Origin of the sequence: Eisenbergiella sp. OF01-20 (genome assembly GCF_003478085.1) — a bacterium.
GTDB lineage: Bacteria > Bacillota > Clostridia > Lachnospirales > Lachnospiraceae > Eisenbergiella.
Genome location: NZ_QUES01000051.1, coordinates 20,104 through 40,683, shown reverse-complemented (window position 1 = coordinate 40,683; position 20,580 = coordinate 20,104). Strand labels below are relative to the sequence as shown.

The following is a 20,580-nucleotide window of genomic DNA, read 5'->3' as shown; positions in this document are numbered from 1 at the left end:
CAGCTTATTCAAGTGCGCCATTTATTGGCTGACCTCTACTTTCTTTCACACTAAATCCTCCTCCTATGGATATGGCTTTGTTTAGTAAAAAAGAATACATCAGATGTTTTGCTGCTTTTATCCTACCATTTCTGATAATTCATAGCAAGTCGTCCGGTATACGTTCTACTTTTTGACTTATTTATGTTTGATTTTTCTACTGTTTTCAACAATTTATTAGTTTAAAACAATCCACGGAAGTAATAATAGTTTAAAGAATTAAAAATTGAGCCAAAGTCATCAGATGTCTTTGGCTCTACATTAAATTTTCGATAATTCCTGATACAGGGGGCGGATCCGGTTCCTATTCCGGATATGTCTTTTGTTCTCTCCTAATCAGATATTTGATCATTTCCCGGTTATAGGTCAGGTGCATCATCATGGCGGTTTTTGCCCCAATCGTATCATGTTCTGCAATGGCATCCGTGATCGCCCGGTGTGTGCGTACGGTTTCCCGGGTCAGCCGCTGATGCGTAACATTGACAAACATTAATACGGCTGTATCGATAATTGGTATAAGCTGCTTTACGACTACATTGCCGGAGCATTCCGCCACACAGGAATGAAAGGCGATATCTTCCTCAATATAGCTTTCCTTGCGGGCAATCCGTTCTTCGATTTTCCGGCAGAGGTCCCCCAGCTTTTTAATGTCCGCGGGGGAGGCATGAAGGGCCGCCATTTCCGCAATTCCCGGTTCCAGCATAATACGGACATCAACCAGATCGAGAGCCAGAGCCATTTTGTCTTCAATGGCCCGCAGGCCCAGCGGATCCAAATCTGACGGTGTGGTACCGATCACATAGGTTCCGGAGCCGCGCCGTACCTCCAGGATTCCCCGGGAAGCCAGCAGTTTTACCGCTTCCCGGATTGTGCTTCGGCCCACTCCGAACAGGCGCCCGAGTTCAAATTCATTAGGAAGCCTGGAACCAACGCAGACAGGAGTATCCAGAATATAACGGAAAAGCTGATCCTGTATCTGCTCTGCCAGAAGTTTGCTTTTCAAGTTGGCAAATCCGTCCATAGCGCCCTCCCTTTACTGCAAGCGTTTTTTGGATGCAGTCTCTGTCTGCAATTCCAGCCGGAGGCCATCGGTACAGGAAGCTTGTATCTGGAAACCTTCGGGAACATGGACACAGGCCCGGATGGTGTTATCGCTGCGGATCCATTCGACAGAAAGGGGGCCGTCGGCCGTCGGCAGAGTGCCCCGGCATTCTGTCAGGGGCAGATCGTGGAAGCTGAGGCATATAAGGTGGTTTTCTATGCCGGCGACGCCAAGAATATCTCTGTAAAAGCAATGCAAGATATGGGAAGCAAACCCATGATTGCAGCTGGCATAATCCCCGGTATTTTCCCATAAGGTTCCTGTTTTAAGGGCCATATAGTCAAAGTATTCCCTGGCTTCCCTGAGAAGCTGGGCAGGCCGCCCTGCCTGTGACAGAAGCTCCATACGCAGATAGTTCCCGATAAAAGCATTGGCCGGCCAGATATTGGGATGGAGTCCCCGGGATTCCCGATCCGGTCCGAACTCATCCATAAGGCAGCTGTAGAGGGCGGGATACTCCTTCTTTTGTGCGATACGGAAAAAGAAGGCGTAGTATTGACAGACCTCCGTGGCGTCGGGCTGCCTGACCAGTTTTCCGTTTACCCGCACGGCATGATCGCAGAACCACCGGCCGTCGTAAGACTGTTCCTGGATAAGGCGGCGGATTCGAACCCCTTTTTCCCGGTATTCTTCCTTTTGATACAGGCTGGCGGCGGCAAGCAGGGCGGCACTGTAAAGCATATTGGAGGGATAATTGACTCCGTCGGTAAGTTCATTGGCTTTGGACCATTCCACAAAGACCCAGCCGGGTACGTCCTCCAGCAGACCGTCCTCATTTTCCAGCGGCGCCAGAAATGAGAGGATCCCGTCCACCCGTTTCTCCAAGGCGGGAATCAGGGAGCTGTCCGGGCTTCGGAACCGGTACTCGTACAGCTCCAGGATAAACCAAAGAGCCCAGTTGGCGATATATACGCCGTCCGTGTGATCCGAAGGGTAGCACATGGGTACCATTCCCTGGGGCAGGTGCTGAAAATGTTCAGGAAGCAGATAGTTTTCCAGAAAGTTATCTTCCACAAGGTGGTTTCCGGTGAGATCCATTTCCGTCCGTGCGGTGAAGAAGCTGTCGCACAGCCAGCCGGCCCGTTCTCTGGACGGACAATCCATGTAAACATCAAGGGCATTCTGGGCGAAGGTTTCCCGGCCGGCTTCATAAATCCGGTTAAGGGCTTCATCACTGGAGGAAAAGGACGCCCGGCAGACATCTGGATTTTTCAGTTCCCGGATGTACATATCCCGTATCGTGACACCGCCCGAAAAAACCATGGGTTTCATATAGCGGCAGGTATAGGGCTGGATGGTTTCCAGCACATAGCTGCCCGGCTTTACTTCCAGGCTGATCGCATTGACGCAGGACATTCGGTTATAAGAAACGTCTCCGTTAAGAAGAACCTCGTCAAAAGTAATATAGACCTGAGAGGTTTGTGTACATTCCAGGGAAATACCGATAAAACCTGTGGTATTACGGCCTGCATCAGCAATAAAGAAGGTATGATCCAACAGGGGCTGTCCGTCAGAAAGGCAGACAGGCCGTTCCTCCGGCGTAAGGGTAAGGGTACTGCAGCCGTCCAGGATAACAGATACCTTTTCTTCCAGTTCTTCTATAGGAAAACCGTGGATGGTATCTCCAATTTCAAACAGGGCACGGTCCTTCCAGATGGGAAGTTCTGTTCTTCCCGAAGCAAAGGTGCCTCTGGCAAGGATCCGGGAGAGGGGGCGTACCGGAAAGAGAGGCCAGGGAACCCTGCGATCCAGAAGACGTTTTTCTTCCTGGCGGCATAAAGGCCCGCCGGATGCCGCCAGGCCTTTTTTCCAGTCGTCAAAACCCTCTTCCAGCCGGAAGGCTTCGATAAAAGGACGCTGGAAGCTGTAGCGCTGTACCCTTTGTCGGCGTTCTTTCAGGAGGTGTGCCTGAAAAGTCCCTTCCGTGTCCGTAAACCTGAGTATTTTCTCTTCACAGCGCAGCTCCGCCTGTAGAAAACCGGGCTGATCCGGAATATAAAAGCTGTTGACACAGAAACTGAGAACTTCAATTGTGAGGATGTTATCCTTCTGCAGCCGATTAACGGGGATTCCGATACGATCCACCCGGAAATAACCGTGGGCGGCCCTGGCGGGACCATGGCCAAGGAAGTCTCCATTCAGGCAGGCACGATAAATGCCGGAGGAAGCTATGGACAGTACAAGCGCCTCCCCGGTAACCTCTGCGGAAGAAAAACGGCACACAAACCCTGCACCGCAGTTTTTTTCTGTTTCTCTGCCGGCCAGCCAAACCGGCTTTGCTTGTTTAAAAAAGGTCATGTCTTACTCCTGTCTGCACGCCGCTGCGTGCGGGGATAGCTTTTTATGTACATAGGGGAAGAATCGCAGCAACGATTCCAATATGGGATCAGTATACCATAAAATTCATGGGGGTTCATTCCTAACTGCTTTTTATTTCTTTATATGTCATCTGTGGCCGGGTATGCTATAATCCAGGTATAAAGAAGGGGGAGAGAAAATGGTAAAATGAAATAGAATCGTTTGCTGCGGTTCCCGAAAAAGTACACTGGCGAAAAAGCGCCATCAGATGATTGCTTCTTTTACTGCCAGAGAATTTTTATCGGAATTAAGCGAAGGCGAAAGGATGCTATGAAGTTTTGGATTGTAATACGAAAGGTATAGATATGAAATTTCATGAGTTCGGAGATAAAAACAATCCTCATATTATGCTGATACATGGAGGCGGAAATGCCTGGTGGAATTACCTGCGGCAGGCACGGGTATTGTCGGATCGCTATCATGTGATTCTCCCGACGCTGGACGGCCATGGGGAGGAATATGCATCCGCTTATATATCCACAGAGGATTCAGCGGATAAGCTGATGGCATACATAGAAGAAAACTGCGGAGGACATCTGTTTGCGCTGGGAGGGGTGTCTTTGGGAGGCCAGATTGTCATGGAGCTTTTATCCAGAAAACCGGATGTAACCCGGAAAGCCATAATTGACGGAAGCCTTTGTTTTCCCAGGCCAGTGATGGCGCGTTATTGTATAGCTGTTATCCGGTTCGGCAGCAGATTTCTATTCAGTGAAAAGGCCTGCCGCCTCCAAATCGCAATGATGCCTAAGCTGCTGCCTGCCAAAATGCAGTATCCGGAGGAAATCCGGTCATATTATATCCGGGATATGTCCCGTATCAGGAAGGAATCCCTGTATCATATGTACCGCACCTATATGATGGAGTACAGGCTGAAAGAGAGCGTCAGGGATACGAAAGCACAGGTTATGTACTGGTATGGGGAAAAAGAAATGAAATGTGTGAAGGAATCGGCCCGTATGTTTTGCTCCTATGTGCCATCCTGCAGAATACATGAAGCGAAAGGCTGCAACCACGGCTACCTCTCCATTTACCTGCCGGAAGAATGGCTGGCGATTGCAGAGCCTTTTTTCAGGGAAAAGAATAGTTCGTGCTGATTTGCCCATACTATTCCCGAGGTGATAAAATGGATAAAGAAAAACAGGAAAAATATAACCAAAAGAAAAGCAATGAAAAATTCAACAGCATAACACAAAAGGTAAAGCCGGAAAACCAGAACCAGACACATAATGTGCGTTCCGAAGCGGTGGAGCCGAAAATCAGACAAGTGTAAGCATCCGGTTCTTTCTCGCGTTTGGTATATCAGTATCTGGGGAACAGCATACCGGCCCGAAGGGGACTGCACAGGGCGTGGTACAGGATACCCAAACGCGAGAAAAAACCAAGCATCCTTCGGGGTGCTTTTCTTTTGCCCGTTCCATCCGCAGGCCTTTTATCCCCTCACGGCAGAATGGATGTAAATAAAAAGTTGGTGGCGCCATGGTTTCCCCGGCTGCACCAACTTTTTTATCTACATCCACTCAGAAGCGGAAAGTGGATATTCATATCGAAACATAGTATAATACCCGTATGGAAACAGGTTATAGATTCTGATATCCAAAGGGGAATACATATGACAAAAAAGGAAAAAGTAACCCATATTTTAGATATGCTGGATAAAACTTATGGGACAACAAAGGATGGTTTCTATCATAATCATGACTGGCAGCTGCTGACAGCGATTATGCTCAGTGCACAGAGTACGGATAAGCAGGTGGAAGAAGCGCTGCCGGATCTTTTCGGGCATTTTCCGTCCGTAGAGGCTATGGCACAGGCGCCGGCGGAAGAAATTGAGGCGTATATCCGCTCGGTAGGGCTGTATAAAAACAAGGCGAAGAATATTAAAAAATGCTGCGAACAGATCGTAAGCGAGTATGGCGGAAAGGTGCCGGATAAGCTGGAGGAGGTGCTGAAGCTGGCAGGAGTGGGAAGAAAAACAGCCACTCTTTTCCTGGCCGATGCTTATGGGATCCCGGGAGTGACTGTGGATACCCATGTTTTCCGTATTTCACACAGGCTGGGCTGGGCAAAGGGTAAGAATCCCCTGCAGGTGGAGCAGGAACTGATGAAAGTCCTTCCCGAGAGCCATTGGAACCGGATCAATTTTCAGCTTATTTATTTGGGACGGGCGATCTGTACGGCGCGGAAGGCACGGTGTCAGGACTGTCCGCTGAAGGAATGGTGTGAAAAGAAAGAAGTCGTATAATGCAGCGGTTTGGCTGCCTGGCGGGCGGCCAAACCGCTGCATACAGTTTATGTATGGGAAAGGGGATCGGACAGCTGGGATAAAATGGCGCGTACGTCGTCACCCATTTTAATCAGTGCGGAGGTGGTAGGATATTCGATGCCATGTACCAGGCCGTTGCGTGCGTTCCGGAGCGCCACTACTTTATCCAGGTTTTCCTTGTTAAGCGCTTTCATCCGCTTCAGGCTGTTTACGTTGAAGGTGCCTCTGGCCTTGGGATTGCTTTTCAGGGTAAGCCTGCTCAGAACGGTTTCCAGGCTGATCCAGGGCTTTAAGAAGTATTCCATGGCCTGATATTGATCCTTAGACAGCTTTTCGCCGGGGGTACGCAGCTCCCGGTAGAGATGGTAGCGTTTTTCATTGCCGCAGATTATCTGGTCAATGAGCTGCTCTGTGATGGTGCGTTTGTCGTTTACCAGTTTGGTGGATTTCAGGATCGGCTCCAGTTCTTTTACATTGGCTATTTTCAGCCGGCCCATCAGCCGCAGCAAAAGCTCCACGTTTCCCATACGGGGTTCGATGTCAAATCGTTTGTAGCGTGTGCTCAGATAGTTATACAGGTAAGCCGCCAGATCGTACTGGTTGTTGAAAGCGGTATTTTTGCTCTGGATTCGTTCATTTCCTGCGGACTGCAGCCGTTCCAGGGCGATTTCGCCGCTGAGGACAAGGCCGTTCAGCTCATCCAGGATAGAAAGCTCTTCATCGGAAAGCGTGCCCTGGAGGGGTTTATACACCAAATCGTGCTCCACCTCCGACCAGGCATGCATCAGGACGGATGCCACCTGTATTTCAAGGCGCACCGGCGCATATTTCAGCTTGCTTTTTTCCAGTGTTTCTTCCTTCATGCTGGCGCGGTAGTGGGTGGCCCAATAGCCGGAAAAGCGTTTGTTATAGGAAGGCTGTTTCGACTGGACCGGAAACTTTTTGGTTTCCGCCACAGCAAAAAGGTTATTGATAACCCTGTCTGCCTTGGCCCGGTCACCGGGGAAATAAAGGGAGACACGTACACCGGAAAGATCGGCGATATCCGCATAGATTTCGCTCATATTTTTATAAGGCGTCTCTCTTTTTTCATTCCGCTGCGTCACTTTGATTTTCAGCCTTCCCGGACTTTTGGCCCGGGAGGTCACCATGGCGCGGATACCGGAGGAACGCAGGGAGTCCTCCAGCATATCGGCGGCGATTCTTCCGGCAGTTTCATAATATTTAATTTTTTTCTTGTAATTTTCTATAAATTGATTAATCAGATCCATTTCTGTTTGCCTCTTGTTTCTTTTGGCAGGGTATTCCGAAACGTATTATGCACTCAGACTCCGCAGGTGCCAAACGGCTCTCCGCCCGCTGTCTGTGCGGAGGGCCATTTGGCACCTGCGGAGTTTGAGTTATGCAGTTAACTGTGGGAAACTGCCCCTTCATCCTATCATAAATCGGAAAAAAAGTACATGATTGAAAACACTCTTATACATATCTTTAAAGAATCTTAATGGGAACTAAATAAAGTTTTCTTTTTTCTGGGGTATGATAAAAATAACAGGACAGTTAAAGATTGGGAGGATATGATTATGTTATTTCTCATGGATGTAGGAATAGGGGCCGGCTCCGGGCTGGTGCTTTCGGTTCCGGCCCTTTTGTGGCTGGAAAAGGAAAGGCAAAAGAAAGGGGAAAAGAAGCCGTGGCATACGGCAGGGGTGTGTCTGTTTGCCTTTTTGCTGGCGGGAATTGTAACAGTGACAGGAATACCTGCGTTATATCGGCTGCGCTTTGATGCGAATGTTAACCTCATTCCTATGGCTGAGCTTTTTTCCAATTTCAGTCAGTATCTGAAAAATATGATTCTGTTTGTACCCTTCGGTTTTTCTGTCCCTTTGCTTTGGAAACGGGAGCGCATGGTGGAGAAAACGGTGAGTATCGGTTTTTTGTTTTCCCTTTTCATCGAGCTGATGCAGCTTTTTTCCATGCGGGCGACGGATATTGATGATTTGCTTATGAATACATGGGGGACATGGGTGGGATATCTGCTATTCAGAGGGGTTTTACGGATAGTGCCGGGAATCTGTGAGAGGTTCGGGGCCGGAGAAAATCCGGGATTGGACGGTTTTTTCTGTGAAGGGGACAAGCCGTCAGGAAAAGAAGCGGCAGTCCGGACCGAAAGCCCTGTCTGCCGCTTGGAAATGGAGCTTTGTTTCGGGATAGTCCTGTTGCTCATGCTGACCCTGCAGCCTTTGATCGCAGAGGCCTTGTGGGAGATTCTGTACCGGTAAGGCAGGCAGAGGGCTGTCAGAACACCCGGGTAGTCCACCTGGTGCAATCCCATACATCGGTAGCCAGGCCATCATAGAATTCCGGTTCATGGCATACCATCAGGATGCTGCCTTTATAGGCCTGCAGGGAACGTTTCAGCTCCGCCTTGGCGTCCACATCCAGATGATTGGTAGGTTCATCCAGAAGCAGGATATTGGTTTCCTTGTTGATGAGCTTGCACAGACGAACCTTTGCCTGTTCGCCGCCGCTTAATACCTTGACCATGCTCTCGATATGTTTGGTGGTCAGGCCGCATTTTGCCAGGGCGGATCGCACCTCATATTGGGTAAAGCCGGGAAATTCCTGCCAGATTTCTTCAATGCAGCTGGTGCTGATGTCGGGAGGCATTTCCTGTTCAAAATAGCCGATGCTCAGGTAATCCCCCTGCTCTACGTTGCCGGAAAGGGGAGGGAGCAGGCCCAGTATGCTTTTCAGCAGGGTGGTTTTACCGATTCCGTTGGCGCCGATAAGGGCAATTTTCTGTCCTCGTTCCATGGACAGGTTCAGCGGGGAGGAGAGCGGCTCGTCATAGCCGATAACCAGATCTCTGGCGGTAAAAATATAGCGGCCAGGGGTACGGGCTTCTTTAAAGTTAAATTCCGGTTTGGGTTTTTCACCCGCCAGTTCAATCACATCCATTTTGTCCAGCTTTTTCTGACGGGACATAGCCATATTCCGGGTGGCAACACGGGCTTTGTTACGGGCCACGAAATCCTTCAAATCGGCGATTTCCTTTTGCTGCTTGTTATAAGCGGCCTCCAGCTGGTTCTTTTTCATGGCGTAGACTTCCTGGAATTTGTCATAGTCCCCGACGTAACGGGTCAGAGCCTGGTTGTCCATATGGTAAATCAGATTGATAACGCTGTTCAGGAAGGGAATATCGTGGGAGATGAGAATAAAAGCATTTTCATACTCGTTCAGATAGCGTTTCAGCCACTCTATATGCTCCGCATCCAGGTAGTTGGTAGGCTCATCCAACAGTAAAATATCCGGTTTTTCCAGAAGCAGCTTGCCCAACAGGACTTTGGTGCGCTGTCCGCCGCTCAGATCGGAAACATCCCTGTTCAGGCCGATATCGGACAGGCCCAGGGCGCGTCCCACCTCCTCCACCTTGGCATCAATCATGTAAAAATCATGCATGGTGAGCATATCCTGAATGGTTCCCAGATCCTCCATATATACTTCCAATTCTTCCGGGGATGCGTCCCCCATTTTATCACAGATAGCATTCATCTGGGCTTCCATATCAAAAAGGAAGGAAAAGGCGGAAGCCAGTGTTTCCCGTATGCTAGTTCCTTTTTCCAGTATCGTATGCTGATCCAGGTAGCCTACACGTACGTTTTTAGCCCATTCCACTTTGCCTTCATCGGGCTGAAGCTTCCCTGTAATAATGTTCATAAAGGTGGATTTTCCTTCTCCATTGGCACCTATGAGGCCGATATGCTCTCCCTTGAGCAGACGGAAGGATACATCATGAAAAATAGCCCGATCCCCAAAACCATGGGAAAGATGTTCAACATTTAAAATGCTCATGCCGGTTCTCCTATTGCGGTATCTTGGTATCGGCCGGCAGAAAGCCAGCCGACGCAAGTATACCATAAGAAGCCCGTACTTTCCAGCACTTTATCGCGCTAACCTACGCAGGATTGGAAAAACGTCCCCATTTCCGGAAGGTAAAGAAACACAGGAGGGTTCCGCCCAGGGCCACCAGCACCCAGATGAAAATGGTGGAAAACCAGCCGAAGTGTTCGGAAACGGCGCCAAACGCATAGGTGGAGAGGGAGCTTCCTATATAAGTGGAGGCATTCAGGATCCCCGAGACGGTGGCAACCCGGCCGAAGCGTGCAAAATGGCGGGGGACCCGGCTGATGAGCAGCAGGTTGATGCCGTACATGCAGCCGGTAATAAGGGTCATCATGGTAATGCTGAATACCGGCATAGAGTTGTAAAAAGGCAGCAAAAGGAGAGAGGAAAGTGTTCCCGCACCGAAGAGGATACCCGCGGTAAACAGTTCATTGTGCAGCCTCTGTAACAGCCAGGAGGCGATGGTAATGCTGAAGATACTGAAAACCGGAAGGACTGCGGTCGTAAGGATAGAAAGGGAAGTACTGAGTCCGAAGGTTTCGGTTATATAAGCCGGCATCCAGGTAGTGATTCCATCCCGCAGTATCCCGTGAAGGATAATGGAAAGCAGAATGGGTATCAGAGATGCCTGCAGAAAGAGGGCGGGGAGCTTTATCGTGCTGTCCCTGCTCATTTCCACGTTCAGGGCGGAAATGGTATTGGTTCCGCCGGACGCAAGCCTGATAAAGCTCACAAACCAGAAAAAAGCCGTGCCAAGGCCGGAAACAGCAGGGATAAGGAAGGCCAGGCGCCAGCCGGAAACAAGAATACAGACAGGTGCGAGGACATATACGGCGATCATCCCCGCGGAAGCGGCAACGGACACCTGAACACAGCATTTTTTGTAATGGTTTTCATCCAGTGCTTCCGCCATTACCCGTACAAGAGGCGGCCAGAGCATGGATTGAAAAAAGCCGTTAAGGCACCAGAGCGGAATGATGATTTCTATCCGGGGAAAAAGGGCGGCCAGGAGATTGCAGACGGAAGTGGACGCCAGTCCGGTGAAAATCATATTCCGGGGATGGAACCTGTCTCCCAGAAAGCCGCAGAGAAGCTGGCCGATCCCGTAGGTGATAAAACATCCCGTAACCGGCAGTCCGGCCAGACTCTTGCTGATACCAAGGGAACGCTGGATTTCCGCAAGGCAGGCGGCATAATTTAAACGTGTGAGATAGCTTACAAAATAGACCAGGCAGCATAGAAAGCATAAAAAGCGGATCTTGCGCCCGGAAGTCAGCCTATTGATCATAGCAGGCTTTTTCCCTCCCATTCCCTTGCGGGGAAAGCACCGGTCAGCTGGGTTACCGTAGGAGCAATATCACAGATACCCGCCTGCGCAAAGCGGGTTTCCGGCTGGAAATCCGGCCCTATGCAGATGAGCGGAATGCGCATATCGGCTTCTTCCAGGGAACCGTGTGACCGGTCATGCCCTCCGTGATCGGCTGTGATTATAAGGGTATATTCCTCTGTAAACGTTTCCGCAAGCAGTTTTATTTCATCCAGGGACTGACGGCAGGCCTTGAAGTATTCTTCGCTCATCCAGCCGTATTCATGCCCGGCACTGTCGGTAAGACCGAGATAAACAAAGGCAAAATCCGGCTTTTCCGCTCTTATAAAGGAAAGGGCATTGGCGGTAACCATTTCGTTTGCTTTTTCATAGGAGTAAACACTGCCTGAGGCAAAAAAGCTGTAGGCCAGAGACGAGGGACGGCTTAGATCCCGCAGCTCTTCCCAGTTGTAGAAAAAAGCGCAGGTTTTGCCGGCGGCGCTCAGCTGCTCACATAATCCGTTTACCGGACGGACCTGGGGCACATAGGTGTTGGTGAGGATACCGTGCCGGCCGGGATCTACACTGTGGAATAAGGACATGTGGCAGGGAAGCGTTACGGAAGGATAAACGGTCTCCGCCTCCAGGGAATAGCTGCCTAGTGAAGGAAGCAGGGTACCGTATGGATGGCCGCAGGCGGCGAGGGCATCGGGCCGTAAGCCGTCTGCAAGGATGAGGAGTACTTTTCTGTTCATGGTTTTTCCTTTCTGCCCGCTTAAAGCGGGACTTTTTCAGAGATCAGCATTTGACGATCTGAAGTCCTGCTTCTTTGTAGACTTCCGCTATTTTCTCCGGCAGGCCGGAGTCCGTGAGATAAAGGAAACGGGGGTTAAGGCCGCATACATTAAGGGCTGCGCAGGTTTCAAATTTGGAGCTGTCTGCCTGGACGATGATCTGATCCGAAATAGCAATCAGGGCCCTTTGTACAGCTATCATTTCATGGATATGGTCGCTGATGCCAAAATCCAGGGAAATGGCGGAGGGCGCCAGAAAGAATTTGGAAACATGCAGCTGCTTTATCATATCCAGTGCAAGATGGCCGTAAAAGGTTTTTTCCCCGGGCATATAGAAGCCTCCGGTGAGAATGGTCTGGAATTCCTCTTTTTCCGACAGGATCTGGAATACTTCCAGGGAATTGGTAACGATGGTGAGCCTGGAATACCGCTCACAGAGCAGGGAAGCCAGCTCAAAGGAGGTGGAACCGGTATCCAGGGCAATTCTGTCCCCTTCCCGGATATAGGGGAGGGAAGCCAGCGCCAGCTTCCTTTTTTCTTCCCGGTGTTCGGACACACGGGAGGAGAGGCTGGTGTAGCTTTGCATTTTATGTACGGTGATAGCGCCGCCGTGTACCCGTTTTAAAGCACCCTGTTTTTCCAGATACTCCAGATCCCTCCGGATGGTTTCCAGAGATACCTGAAAGGTATCGGTCAGCTCCGTAACCGTAACGGAGGAACGCCGGTTCAGCATTTCTGTAATTTGGATTCTTCTTTCATTCGCAAACATATACAATCATCTCCACATAAACACAACTATTTCCACATAAATGTATCACCGTTTCCTGTTACTGTCAAGATACCATGTTAATTCTAAGTGAAGCTTTCTTTAAGATTTTATGTATTTTATTGTAATAAGAAGAATATGCGTTTATGATGAGTAAAAGCTGCGGGGCAGCTTTCACAGACAGGGAAAGCCGTGACAGTTCCAGGGAAAGAAGGAAACAGTTATGAAATTTAGAGTTGACGGAACCTTTCATATATTACATATTACGGATATCCAGGAGGTACCTGAGGTATCGGAAGACACACTGACATTAATGCGCAGGGCGATGGATGAAGCAAAACCGGATTTGGTAGTACTTACCGGGGATCAGCTGAAGGGCTGCAGCAGGGCCTTCCGTAAAAAGCCGGAGCAGGTGGAAAAAACGATTCGGAGGATTCTGGAGCCTGTGGTGAGCAGGGGGCTTCCCTTTGCGGTAACCTTCGGCAACCATGATGAGCAAAGCGGGCTGAGCAACGGAGAGCAGATGGAAATTTACCGGAGGATTCCCGGCTGTGTGGACTGGCTGAACAGCCGGGGGCAGGAAATCCTTCATGGAACGGAGGAAGGGACCTTTGCCGTCGGGATACAGAATTACGAAGAAACACAAACCGTAATGGCGGTTTACCTCATGGATACCAGAGGGGATGCCCCGGGAGGCGGTTATCAGACGATGCATCCCAGGCAGATATTCTGGTATAAAGGTGCCAGGGATACCTTTGAGCAGGTACATGGCAGGCTGATACCGGGAATTGTGTTCCAGCACATCCCTCTTCCTGAATATTACCGGCTTCTGAAGAAAACCGACAGAAAGACAAAAGGGTCCATACGTACCTACCGTACGCATGCCAACGAATATTATGTGCTGGATACGGAAAAATGCCAGAGCGGCAGCTTCAAGGAGGCGGTAAGCATTCCGGACAACAATGCCAGGGAATTCGAAAGCCTTCGGGAAAAAGGGGATATTTTTGCAGTATTCTGCGGCCATGATCACAGGAACAGCTTTGTGGGGAACTGCGGCGGCATGGATCTGGGTTATACGCCCTCCTGCGGCTTTAACGAATATGGTGACGGCGTGAACCGGGCGGCCAGGGAGCTTATTTTCCATGAAGACAACCCAGCTGCGTATGAAACGCGGCTGCTTACATACAAAGATCTGGTAGGGGAGAAGCCTTCCAGGCCTTTTCGGGATTTTGCATACAGCCACCGTCCGGCCACCAAGGAGGAGGCGTTGGAAAAAATAAAAAAATATCTTCTCTTCACCGGGCTGGCCGTAGCCGGAGTACAGGCGGTGAGGAGTATCCGCAGAAAAAGAAAATAAGCCAAATACCCGCTGCTAAAAACCATCAGGACAAATCCTGATGGTTTTTTTGTAAGAAACTTGTAAGAGTTTTGATGGAAAATTAAAAAGAATTGTCCGTTACCATGGAGGAACAACAGAAACAAGAAAGGACAATAAATTATGAGAAAGTCAGCGGGAAACAAAATACTTACGCTGCTTCTTTCCGCGGCCCTGCTTTTTGCCGGCTGCGGGAAAGCGGAAGGCGGGCAGGATTCTTTGGGGGAAACTGCGGGGAGCGGCGATAAATCCATGGGAAGATATGTGGAGGAGGAAGTGGGAAGACCTGAGGATATGATGCGGAATGCAGGAATGACCCGGCTTGCGGACGGCAGTCTCCAGATTTTTGATTATGCTTACGGACCGTTCGTGTCACAGGATGAGGGGAAGACCTGGACAAAAAAGTATGAGGACTGGGCGGGCATGGTGGGCGACGCTTATTTTATGAATGCTGCCATGGCTAAAGATGGAACTATTTTCCTCATGTACAGTGAATATGATATTGCGGTGTCCGGGAACGAAGAGGCCGGGGAAGGCGGCGCACAACAGGAGGAGAAAGACGGAGCGGCCCAAGCGGATCTGGAATTATCCAGCCAATCCCAGGAAGAACAAGCGGAAGGGCAGACGGAGCAGGCAGAACAGCCCGGTACGGAAGAAGCCCAACCAGAGGATACCGGGGAGCAGACGGAAGAATCCAACATGTTTACCATGGATTACCGTTATATGATCATTTCTCCGGAGGGGGAGAAGCGTGAGCTTGCGGTTCCTTTTGATCTGGACAAATATGAAATCCTTACAAACTGCTGGTATACGCCGGATGACAGGCTGCTTGCCAGCGAAGGCGGGACGGTCTATGAAATAAACCAGGAGGATGGATCCCTGACTGCTCTTTTTGAAACAGAAGGGGATGTGGAAACCGCCTGTTTTTCCGATACCCAGATGATGGCTTTTACCAGACAGAAAGCCTATCGGTATGATCTGGTGAAGGGGGAGCTGCTGGAACAGGAGGAAGCGCTTGACCAGTTTGTCAGCGGACTGACGGATAATGGGGAAAAAGACGTTTACTGGACCAGCGGTAACTACACGTTTCTTGCCGCACTGGATAAGGACAACACGCTTTACCTGGTGTGTCAGGAAGGTCTGTATGAATATAAAAGCGGGGAAAGCCCGGAACAGCTTCTGGCAGGAACACTCTGTTCCATGGGGGATCCCTCCATCGGGAAATATGGAATGATCGCGGAGGACGGTCCGGTGTTCCTGATTCTTTTTGCCACAGGGGTATCCCGTTTTGAATATGACGAAACCATGCCCTCCACTCCGGATAAAGAGCTGAAGGTTTACAGCCTTAAAAAGGATCAGACCCTGCAGCAGGCCGTTTCTGCCTATCAGAAGGAGCATCAGGATGTATTTGTAAAATATGAGGTGGGTATGTCCGGAGAGAACGGGCTTACCGCAGAAGATGCCATAAAAGCATTAAATACGGAGATCATGGCCGGAAACGGACCGGATGTACTGCTTCTGGACGGTCTTCCCATCGATTCCTACCTTGCCAAAGGCATGCTGGCGGATATCAGCGACACTTTGGAGGCAGCGGAGGAAAAAGAGGAGTTTTTTGATAATATTGCCAGGGTGTATGAGCAGGACGGAAAAATATACGCCATACCCACCAGGTTCCAAATCCCTTTGATCATGGGGAGCGAAGAATATGTATCAGGCATAACGGATCTGCCATCCCTGGCAGATGCGATGGAAAAAATGCGGGAGAACAACCCGGAAGGTACTCTTATGTCGGCGTTTCAGCCGGACATCCTGCTGCATATGCTGTCATTGGCCTGTGAACCGGCCTGGAGCAAGGAGGATGGAAGTCTGGAGGAAGAGGCGGTTAGGGATTTCCTCAAACAGGCCAAACGGATTTTTGATAATGAAATGAGCGGGATCTCCGACTCGGAGAAAGAAGAATTTTTAAGTTCTGTAAGAAGCAGCGGCGACAGTACCGGCTCCGCAGCCGATACGGCACTTGATATTTCCTGGAGTATCATGAATTTCCTTACCAGGCAGCAGGAACAGCTTGCCATTGGAACCACCCGGCAGGTTAGCCTGGATTTCACCAATGTAATCTCCGTCCCCAGGGTAAAGACAGAGGTGGTATATAAACCGGTATCCCTGCAGGCGTCGGATGTATTCCAGGCGCAGTCCATAGCTGGGGTATCCGCAAGGGCGGCGGAGCCGGAGATGGCCCGGGAATTTGTACAGATGCTTTTGTCGTATGATGTGATGTCCATGCAGCAGGATCCGTATCCGGTAAATGTGGCCAGTTTTGAACGCCTTTTCTATACGGAAATGGAAGGCGACGAGGCCTTTGGTTCCGTGGGCATAAGCAAAGAAGACGGCAGCATCAGCACTCTGGACTTATATTGGCCCAACGAAGAGGAGCAAAAGGGGCTGGAGCAGATCGTACGTTCCCTGAAAACTGCCTATCTTCCCGACAGCCGTATTGAGCAGGCGGTTATTGAAGCGGGTGTTGCCGTATTGGAAGGACAGTTGAGCGTAGACGAAGGGGTGGCACAAATAAAACAGAAGGTACAGCTGTATTTGTCTGAATAATGAAAAAGAAAAAAAGAACGTATGCGTACCTTTTTTTCCTGATGCCCAGTTTCCTGGGAGTGACCCTGTTTGTATTGGCCCCTTTTGCAGATGTGGTCAGGCGTTCCTTTGTTACGGCGGTGACCGGTGAATTCAGAGGCCTTGAGAACTATAAAATGGTCTTTGAGACAAGGGCCTTCCGGCTGGCAGCAGGAAATACGATACGGTTTATCCTGGTATGCCTGCCGCTTTTGATAGGACTTGGGCTGATAATCGCCTATTTTTTAAGCCGGTTTCCCCGGATCCGGTTCCTTAAATCCGCCTTTTTGTTTCCTATGGCGGTACCGGCGGCCACGGTAGTACTTATCTGGAAGCTCGTATTTGACAAGCAGGGATTTCTGAACCTTGCGCTGACCGGCCTGTCCGCTTGGCTGGCCGGCGCAGGCCTTGCAGAAACCGCGGAAGTTTTCCAGACGGATTATATGGGTACGGATGCTGCTTTCTGGGTATTGGTTTTCAGTTATATATGGAAAAATCTGGGGTATACGGTGGTGCTTTGGCTGACCGGCATTCTTTCCATACCGGAGGAAATACGGGAAGCAGCGAGGGTGGACGGTGCGGGAGAATGGAAATGTTTTCTGAAAATTGTTATGCCGAACCTGAAGCCGGTGCTTTATACCATCACCGTCCTTTCTTTCCTGAATACCTTTAAAGCATTCCGGGAGGCGTATCTGGTGGCGGGATCGTATCCGGATGAAAGCATGTATCTTCTCCAGCACCTGTTTAATAACTGGTTTACCAAGCTGGATTTTGACAAAATGGCGGCGGCAGCGGTTTGTATGGGAATGGTGCTGTTCGCTGCAATTATGCTCCTGCAGAAGCTGTGGGATGAAGGAGAATGACGATGACGGGATTTATAAAGGGGAAAAGGGAAAAGAGATGTATCCGGCATCTGCTGCGAAGGGCAAAGGCTCCGCGGCTTGCTGCAGAGTATTTGGCTTCTGTGCTGCTTGTGCTTACCGGCCTTTTTCTCTGTTCCCCCGTATTCCTGCTTTTATCCGGTTCCATTACCGGGGAATTTGAGCTGGCCCGCGCACTGAAACCGGCCCTTCTCGGAGGAGGCGGATTTATTTCCTGGGAATTTATTCCGGAGTTCCCTACGTTTGCCTCATTCCGGAAGCTGTTATTCTATTCCCCCCAGTTCTTCCTGCTTTTCTGGAATTCCATAAAAATGGTACTTCTTATTCTGGCCGGACAGCTTTTGGTTGCGGTCCCCGCAGCATGGGCCTTTGCCGTATATCAATTTCCCTTCCGCAGGATGCTGTTTACGCTGTATATCGTGCTGATGCTGATGCCCTTCCAGGTCACCATGCTTTCCTCCTATCTGGTGCTGGATAAGCTCCGGATGCTGGACACACAGGGGTCGGTAATCCTTCCGGCTGTCTTTTCCACGTTTCCCGTATTCCTTATATACAGGGGGTTCAGGAGCGTACATCCGGGGCTTCTGGAGGCGGGAAGGATAGACGGCGCAGGGGAACTGAGACTGTTTGTTGTGGTAGGGCTGCCGCTGGGATCCCCGGCTATCCTGTCCGCGTTTGTCCTTGGTTTCCTGGAATACTGGAATATGATAGAACAGCCGCTGACTTTTATTAAAACAAAAGCGCTCTGGCCCCTGTCTCTGTATCTTCCCGAAATCGGGCTGGGCCAGGCCGGGTTTGCTTTTGCAGCATCTGTGGTTACCTTGATTCCGGCCCTTTTTATTTTTCTCCTGGGACAGGATTATCTGGAACAGGGAATAGCAATGAGCGGATTAAAAGAATAGATATGGAACAGGAGAAAAATCATGGAATTTATACGGAAAAAGAAAAAAATCCTTTTTGCAGCTTTCCTATTCTTTGGAGTTATGTTTGTATGTACCCTGGTGTCCAAAGGAATTTATGGGGCGACGCTTCCACAGGTGGAGACAGAGCTTCCGGAAAAAAGAGCGCTGGGGCATACGGTGGAAGCGGCGGGAAATCTGACGGCAGGACGGGAGGTTGCGGTCGATGCGGTGAGCGGGCTGAAGGTGAATCAGATTTATGTGGATCTCGGGGACAGTGTTTCCGCCAATACACTTCTGTTTGATGTGGATCAGGAGGATTTGGAGGAAAAGATCGCGGAGCAGGAGCTTGCCATTAAAAAGCTGGAACTGAGCAATGATCAGGCGCGGCAGCAAAAAGAGCTGGCTGCACAGAAGGAACTGCTGAACCAAAACCGTTCCCTGGAGGATTATGCCCTTACGGATACCGAAGAAAACCGGAAAATAGACCAGGCGGGGGATTCCGTGGAGAAGGCGGAGGAAAAGCTGAATGATCATTTAAACAACCAGCCGAAACAGACCTCCGATGAGGACAGGAACAATAAGAAGCAGGAATACTCGGACTGGGAAAGCCGGATGAAGGATTTGCAGAAGCAGCAGATCAGCGTGTCCTCTGACCTGGAGGCGGCAAAAACAGCGGAAGAGGCGGCCAGGAAGGCGCTGGATGATTATATAGCGGCTCATGGGAACGGTGGCGGCGATGAGGGAACCGGCCCGGACGAAAGCGGCAGCCAGGCGGCTCCGGAAGAAAGCAAACCGGAAGAAAGCCACGGGGATGTAAGCGGTAATGATGCGGGCAGTGCAGATTCCGGCGGATCGGGTGAAAAAGCCCCCGGAGGGGATGCGGATGGCGGGCCGGCAACGGATTCCGGTACGAATTCCGGGGACAGTGGTTCCGGTGACAAAGGAACGGGCAGCGATCCCGAAAGGGTAAAGCTGGAGGAAGCACTGCGGGAAGCTTCCGCAAAAAGGGAGAGTGTCCAGAAAAGGCTGAAGGAAATTGAGGACGAGCTGGCAAAAGGAAATGTGGATACAAAAACAAAACCGGATTATGCCGGCGAAGATTCCGCATGGGAAAATTGGGAAAGCACAAAAAAAAGCCTGGAAGATTCTGTGGACAGTGCGAAGCAGGCCCAGGAAAACAGTGTCTGGGATAAACTGGACGCCATGCTGGATGCCAAACGAAAGGTGGAAGATTCCAATCTGGGCGGGGATCCGGATCTGACAATCGAGATGAATCAGATGGAAATTACCTACAGAAAAGAAATCCTTAAAAAATATACCGGCCTGAAAAAGAATGGAGGCCAGGTGTTCGGCGAAAATAATGGTATTGTCACTAAAATCAAGATTTCCCCCGGCGAGGTCATACCCCAGGGTGCCTCCGTAGTATTGGCGGATTTGGAGGAAAGCCTGAAATTCCGGGTGCTTCTGACAAAAGAAGAAAAAAAATACGTGGATATTGAGGATACGGTAATGTTGAAGCTGGGAAATTCGGGAAAAACTGTAGAAGCCCAAGTGGATTACATAGCAGAAAGCGAAAGTACGCCGGGAAGCTATGAAGCGATTGTGAACCTTCCCAAGGGTGTGGGAACTGTGGGGCAGAGCGGGACGCTTGTGGCATCCGCCCAATCGGACAGCTATCCGGTCACCATACCGGCAAAGGCGCTTCATGGGGAGAATGAACGGTATTATATATATGTGCTCCGCAGGCAGCAGGGGATTCTGGGAGAAGAGCTGGCGGTAAGCCAGGTGGATGTGAATGTTCTGGATAAGAACAGTAAATATGTCGCCATAGAAGAAGGTGCGGTGGACGAAGAAACGGAAATCGTGGTGAACACAACCAAGGAGCTTTCGGAAGGCAGTGTGGTCAGATACGGAGGGTGATACCAAATTTTTTTATCCTGCCCAGATATAGAAAAACCTTTGACAAACAGCATTCTCCTTGTTATTATAAGTGAAGGATAAGAAAGAGAGGTATTTTTGTGTTAATTGCAGCCATTGTGAGGAAGATAAGCAAATAGCGATCAGGCAGAAGCCCAGAGACAGTTTCGGCTTTCCTTCTGTAAGTCTGCCCTGATGGATTTCCGAACAGGCGGCGTTTACAGATACTGATATTGTATAGACGGCATAATCCTGCTTGCGGGGTTATGCCTTTTTTTATCGGGATGTAGATCTTATGAAATAAGAACACGCCGGGCAGCCGTCCGGTCCGGGTTCGGGAATCCACAGGGTA

The 20,580-nt window shown here is 50.0% G+C and carries 16 protein-coding genes; 9 read left to right on the top strand and 7 right to left on the bottom strand.

Annotated elements, in window-relative coordinates:
* Positions 1 to 343 precede the first annotated feature (343 nt).
* Both DXA36_RS30280 and DXA36_RS30275 read right to left on the bottom strand, forming a co-directional pair.
* Positions 344 to 1,060, bottom strand: a complete 717-nt coding sequence (locus DXA36_RS30280) for a FadR/GntR family transcriptional regulator (RefSeq protein WP_118682980.1) — start codon at positions 1,058 to 1,060, stop codon at positions 344 to 346.
* Positions 1,061 to 1,072: 12 nt separating this feature from the next.
* On the bottom strand, positions 1,073 to 3,439 hold the full coding sequence (locus tag DXA36_RS30275) for an alpha-L-rhamnosidase-related protein (RefSeq protein WP_118682979.1): 2,367 nt from the start codon (positions 3,437 to 3,439) through the stop codon (positions 1,073 to 1,075).
* Between the two features lie 365 nt (positions 3,440 to 3,804).
* Here DXA36_RS30275 and DXA36_RS30270 point away from each other — a divergent pair, with 365 nt between their 5' ends.
* From DXA36_RS30270 to nth, 3 genes are all read left to right on the top strand, one after another.
* Entirely contained in the window at positions 3,805 to 4,593 is a 789-nt protein-coding gene (locus tag DXA36_RS30270; RefSeq protein ID WP_118682978.1) for an alpha/beta fold hydrolase, read from the top strand.
* Between the two features lie 29 nt (positions 4,594 to 4,622).
* Entirely contained in the window at positions 4,623 to 4,769 is a 147-nt protein-coding gene (locus DXA36_RS33225; RefSeq protein ID WP_182479332.1) for a hypothetical protein, read from the top strand.
* 339 nt (positions 4,770 to 5,108) lie between these two features.
* Positions 5,109 to 5,741, top strand: coding sequence for an endonuclease III (gene nth / locus DXA36_RS30265; protein ID WP_118682977.1), 633 nt, complete (start codon positions 5,109 to 5,111; stop codon positions 5,739 to 5,741).
* Positions 5,742 to 5,788: 47 nt separating this feature from the next.
* Here the strand turns inward: nth and DXA36_RS30260 are convergent, their stop codons facing one another.
* Positions 5,789 to 7,033 carry a RelA/SpoT domain-containing protein gene (locus DXA36_RS30260; RefSeq protein ID WP_118682976.1) on the bottom strand — a complete coding sequence of 415 codons (1,245 nt, stop codon included), beginning with the start codon at positions 7,031 to 7,033 and terminating at the stop codon, positions 5,789 to 5,791.
* 309 nt (positions 7,034 to 7,342) lie between these two features.
* Between DXA36_RS30260 and DXA36_RS30255 the strand changes: the two genes are divergently transcribed.
* A complete protein-coding gene (locus DXA36_RS30255; RefSeq protein WP_182479331.1) occupies positions 7,343 to 8,041 on the top strand; it encodes a VanZ family protein in 699 nt (232 codons plus the stop codon).
* A 16-nt stretch (positions 8,042 to 8,057) separates the two neighbouring features.
* Here the strand turns inward: DXA36_RS30255 and DXA36_RS30250 are convergent, their stop codons facing one another.
* The 4 genes from DXA36_RS30250 to DXA36_RS30235 all read right to left on the bottom strand — a co-directional run bounded on the left by DXA36_RS30250 (position 8,058) and on the right by DXA36_RS30235 (position 12,534).
* Positions 8,058 to 9,614, bottom strand: coding sequence for an ABC-F family ATP-binding cassette domain-containing protein (locus DXA36_RS30250; protein WP_118682974.1), 1,557 nt, complete (start codon positions 9,612 to 9,614; stop codon positions 8,058 to 8,060).
* Positions 9,615 to 9,717: 103 nt separating this feature from the next.
* The gene (locus DXA36_RS30245) at positions 9,718 to 10,953 is read right to left on the bottom strand and encodes an MFS transporter (RefSeq protein ID WP_182479330.1); all 1,236 of its coding nucleotides are present in this window, start codon (positions 10,951 to 10,953) and stop codon (positions 9,718 to 9,720) included.
* Positions 10,950 to 11,726, bottom strand: a complete 777-nt coding sequence (locus DXA36_RS30240) for an alkaline phosphatase family protein (protein WP_118682972.1) — start codon at positions 11,724 to 11,726, stop codon at positions 10,950 to 10,952. Before DXA36_RS30240 ends, DXA36_RS30245 begins: the two co-directional genes overlap by 4 nt.
* A 43-nt stretch (positions 11,727 to 11,769) precedes the next feature.
* Complete coding sequence (locus tag DXA36_RS30235; RefSeq protein ID WP_118682971.1) at positions 11,770 to 12,534, bottom strand: DeoR/GlpR family DNA-binding transcription regulator; 765 nt, start codon at positions 12,532 to 12,534, stop codon at positions 11,770 to 11,772.
* Positions 12,535 to 12,754: 220 nt separating this feature from the next.
* Here DXA36_RS30235 and DXA36_RS30230 point away from each other — a divergent pair, with 220 nt between their 5' ends.
* The 5 genes from DXA36_RS30230 to DXA36_RS30210 all read left to right on the top strand — a co-directional run bounded on the left by DXA36_RS30230 (position 12,755) and on the right by DXA36_RS30210 (position 20,231).
* Positions 12,755 to 13,888, top strand: coding sequence for a metallophosphoesterase family protein (locus DXA36_RS30230; protein WP_118682970.1), 1,134 nt, complete (start codon positions 12,755 to 12,757; stop codon positions 13,886 to 13,888).
* Positions 13,889 to 14,029: 141 nt separating this feature from the next.
* Positions 14,030 to 16,510 carry an extracellular solute-binding protein gene (locus tag DXA36_RS30225; RefSeq protein ID WP_118682969.1) on the top strand — a complete coding sequence of 827 codons (2,481 nt, stop codon included), beginning with the start codon at positions 14,030 to 14,032 and terminating at the stop codon, positions 16,508 to 16,510.
* On the top strand, positions 16,510 to 17,391 hold the full coding sequence (locus DXA36_RS30220; protein ID WP_118682968.1) for a carbohydrate ABC transporter permease: 882 nt from the start codon (positions 16,510 to 16,512) through the stop codon (positions 17,389 to 17,391). Before DXA36_RS30225 ends, DXA36_RS30220 begins: the two co-directional genes overlap by 1 nt.
* Positions 17,392 to 17,393: 2 nt before the next feature.
* Positions 17,394 to 18,311: a carbohydrate ABC transporter permease gene (locus tag DXA36_RS30215; protein WP_118682967.1), complete on the top strand. Its 918-nt coding sequence runs from the start codon at positions 17,394 to 17,396 to the stop codon at positions 18,309 to 18,311.
* 21 nt (positions 18,312 to 18,332) lie between these two features.
* Positions 18,333 to 20,231 (top strand): HlyD family efflux transporter periplasmic adaptor subunit, encoded by a 1,899-nt coding sequence (locus DXA36_RS30210; RefSeq protein ID WP_118682966.1) that lies wholly within the window; start codon positions 18,333 to 18,335, stop codon positions 20,229 to 20,231.
* Positions 20,232 to 20,580: the final 349 nt, after the last annotated feature.

Coding starts and splice junctions, on each gene's coding strand:
- DXA36_RS30280 (WP_118682980.1), bottom strand. CDS start 1,060: ATGGACGGATTTGCCAACTTGAAAAGCAAACTTCTGGCAGAGCAGATA.
- DXA36_RS30275 (WP_118682979.1), bottom strand. CDS start 3,439: ATGACCTTTTTTAAACAAGCAAAGCCGGTTTGGCTGGCCGGCAGAGAA.
- DXA36_RS30270 (WP_118682978.1), top strand. CDS start 3,805: ATGAAATTTCATGAGTTCGGAGATAAAAACAATCCTCATATTATGCTG.
- DXA36_RS33225 (WP_182479332.1), top strand. CDS start 4,623: ATGGATAAAGAAAAACAGGAAAAATATAACCAAAAGAAAAGCAATGAA.
- nth (WP_118682977.1), top strand. CDS start 5,109: ATGACAAAAAAGGAAAAAGTAACCCATATTTTAGATATGCTGGATAAA.
- DXA36_RS30260 (WP_118682976.1), bottom strand. CDS start 7,033: ATGGATCTGATTAATCAATTTATAGAAAATTACAAGAAAAAAATTAAA.
- DXA36_RS30255 (WP_182479331.1), top strand. CDS start 7,343: ATGTTATTTCTCATGGATGTAGGAATAGGGGCCGGCTCCGGGCTGGTG.
- DXA36_RS30250 (WP_118682974.1), bottom strand. CDS start 9,614: ATGAGCATTTTAAATGTTGAACATCTTTCCCATGGTTTTGGGGATCGG.
- DXA36_RS30245 (WP_182479330.1), bottom strand. CDS start 10,953: ATGATCAATAGGCTGACTTCCGGGCGCAAGATCCGCTTTTTATGCTTT.
- DXA36_RS30240 (WP_118682972.1), bottom strand. CDS start 11,726: ATGAACAGAAAAGTACTCCTCATCCTTGCAGACGGCTTACGGCCCGAT.
- DXA36_RS30235 (WP_118682971.1), bottom strand. CDS start 12,534: ATGTTTGCGAATGAAAGAAGAATCCAAATTACAGAAATGCTGAACCGG.
- DXA36_RS30230 (WP_118682970.1), top strand. CDS start 12,755: ATGAAATTTAGAGTTGACGGAACCTTTCATATATTACATATTACGGAT.
- DXA36_RS30225 (WP_118682969.1), top strand. CDS start 14,030: ATGAGAAAGTCAGCGGGAAACAAAATACTTACGCTGCTTCTTTCCGCG.
- DXA36_RS30220 (WP_118682968.1), top strand. CDS start 16,510: ATGAAAAAGAAAAAAAGAACGTATGCGTACCTTTTTTTCCTGATGCCC.
- DXA36_RS30215 (WP_118682967.1), top strand. CDS start 17,394: ATGACGGGATTTATAAAGGGGAAAAGGGAAAAGAGATGTATCCGGCAT.
- DXA36_RS30210 (WP_118682966.1), top strand. CDS start 18,333: ATGGAATTTATACGGAAAAAGAAAAAAATCCTTTTTGCAGCTTTCCTA.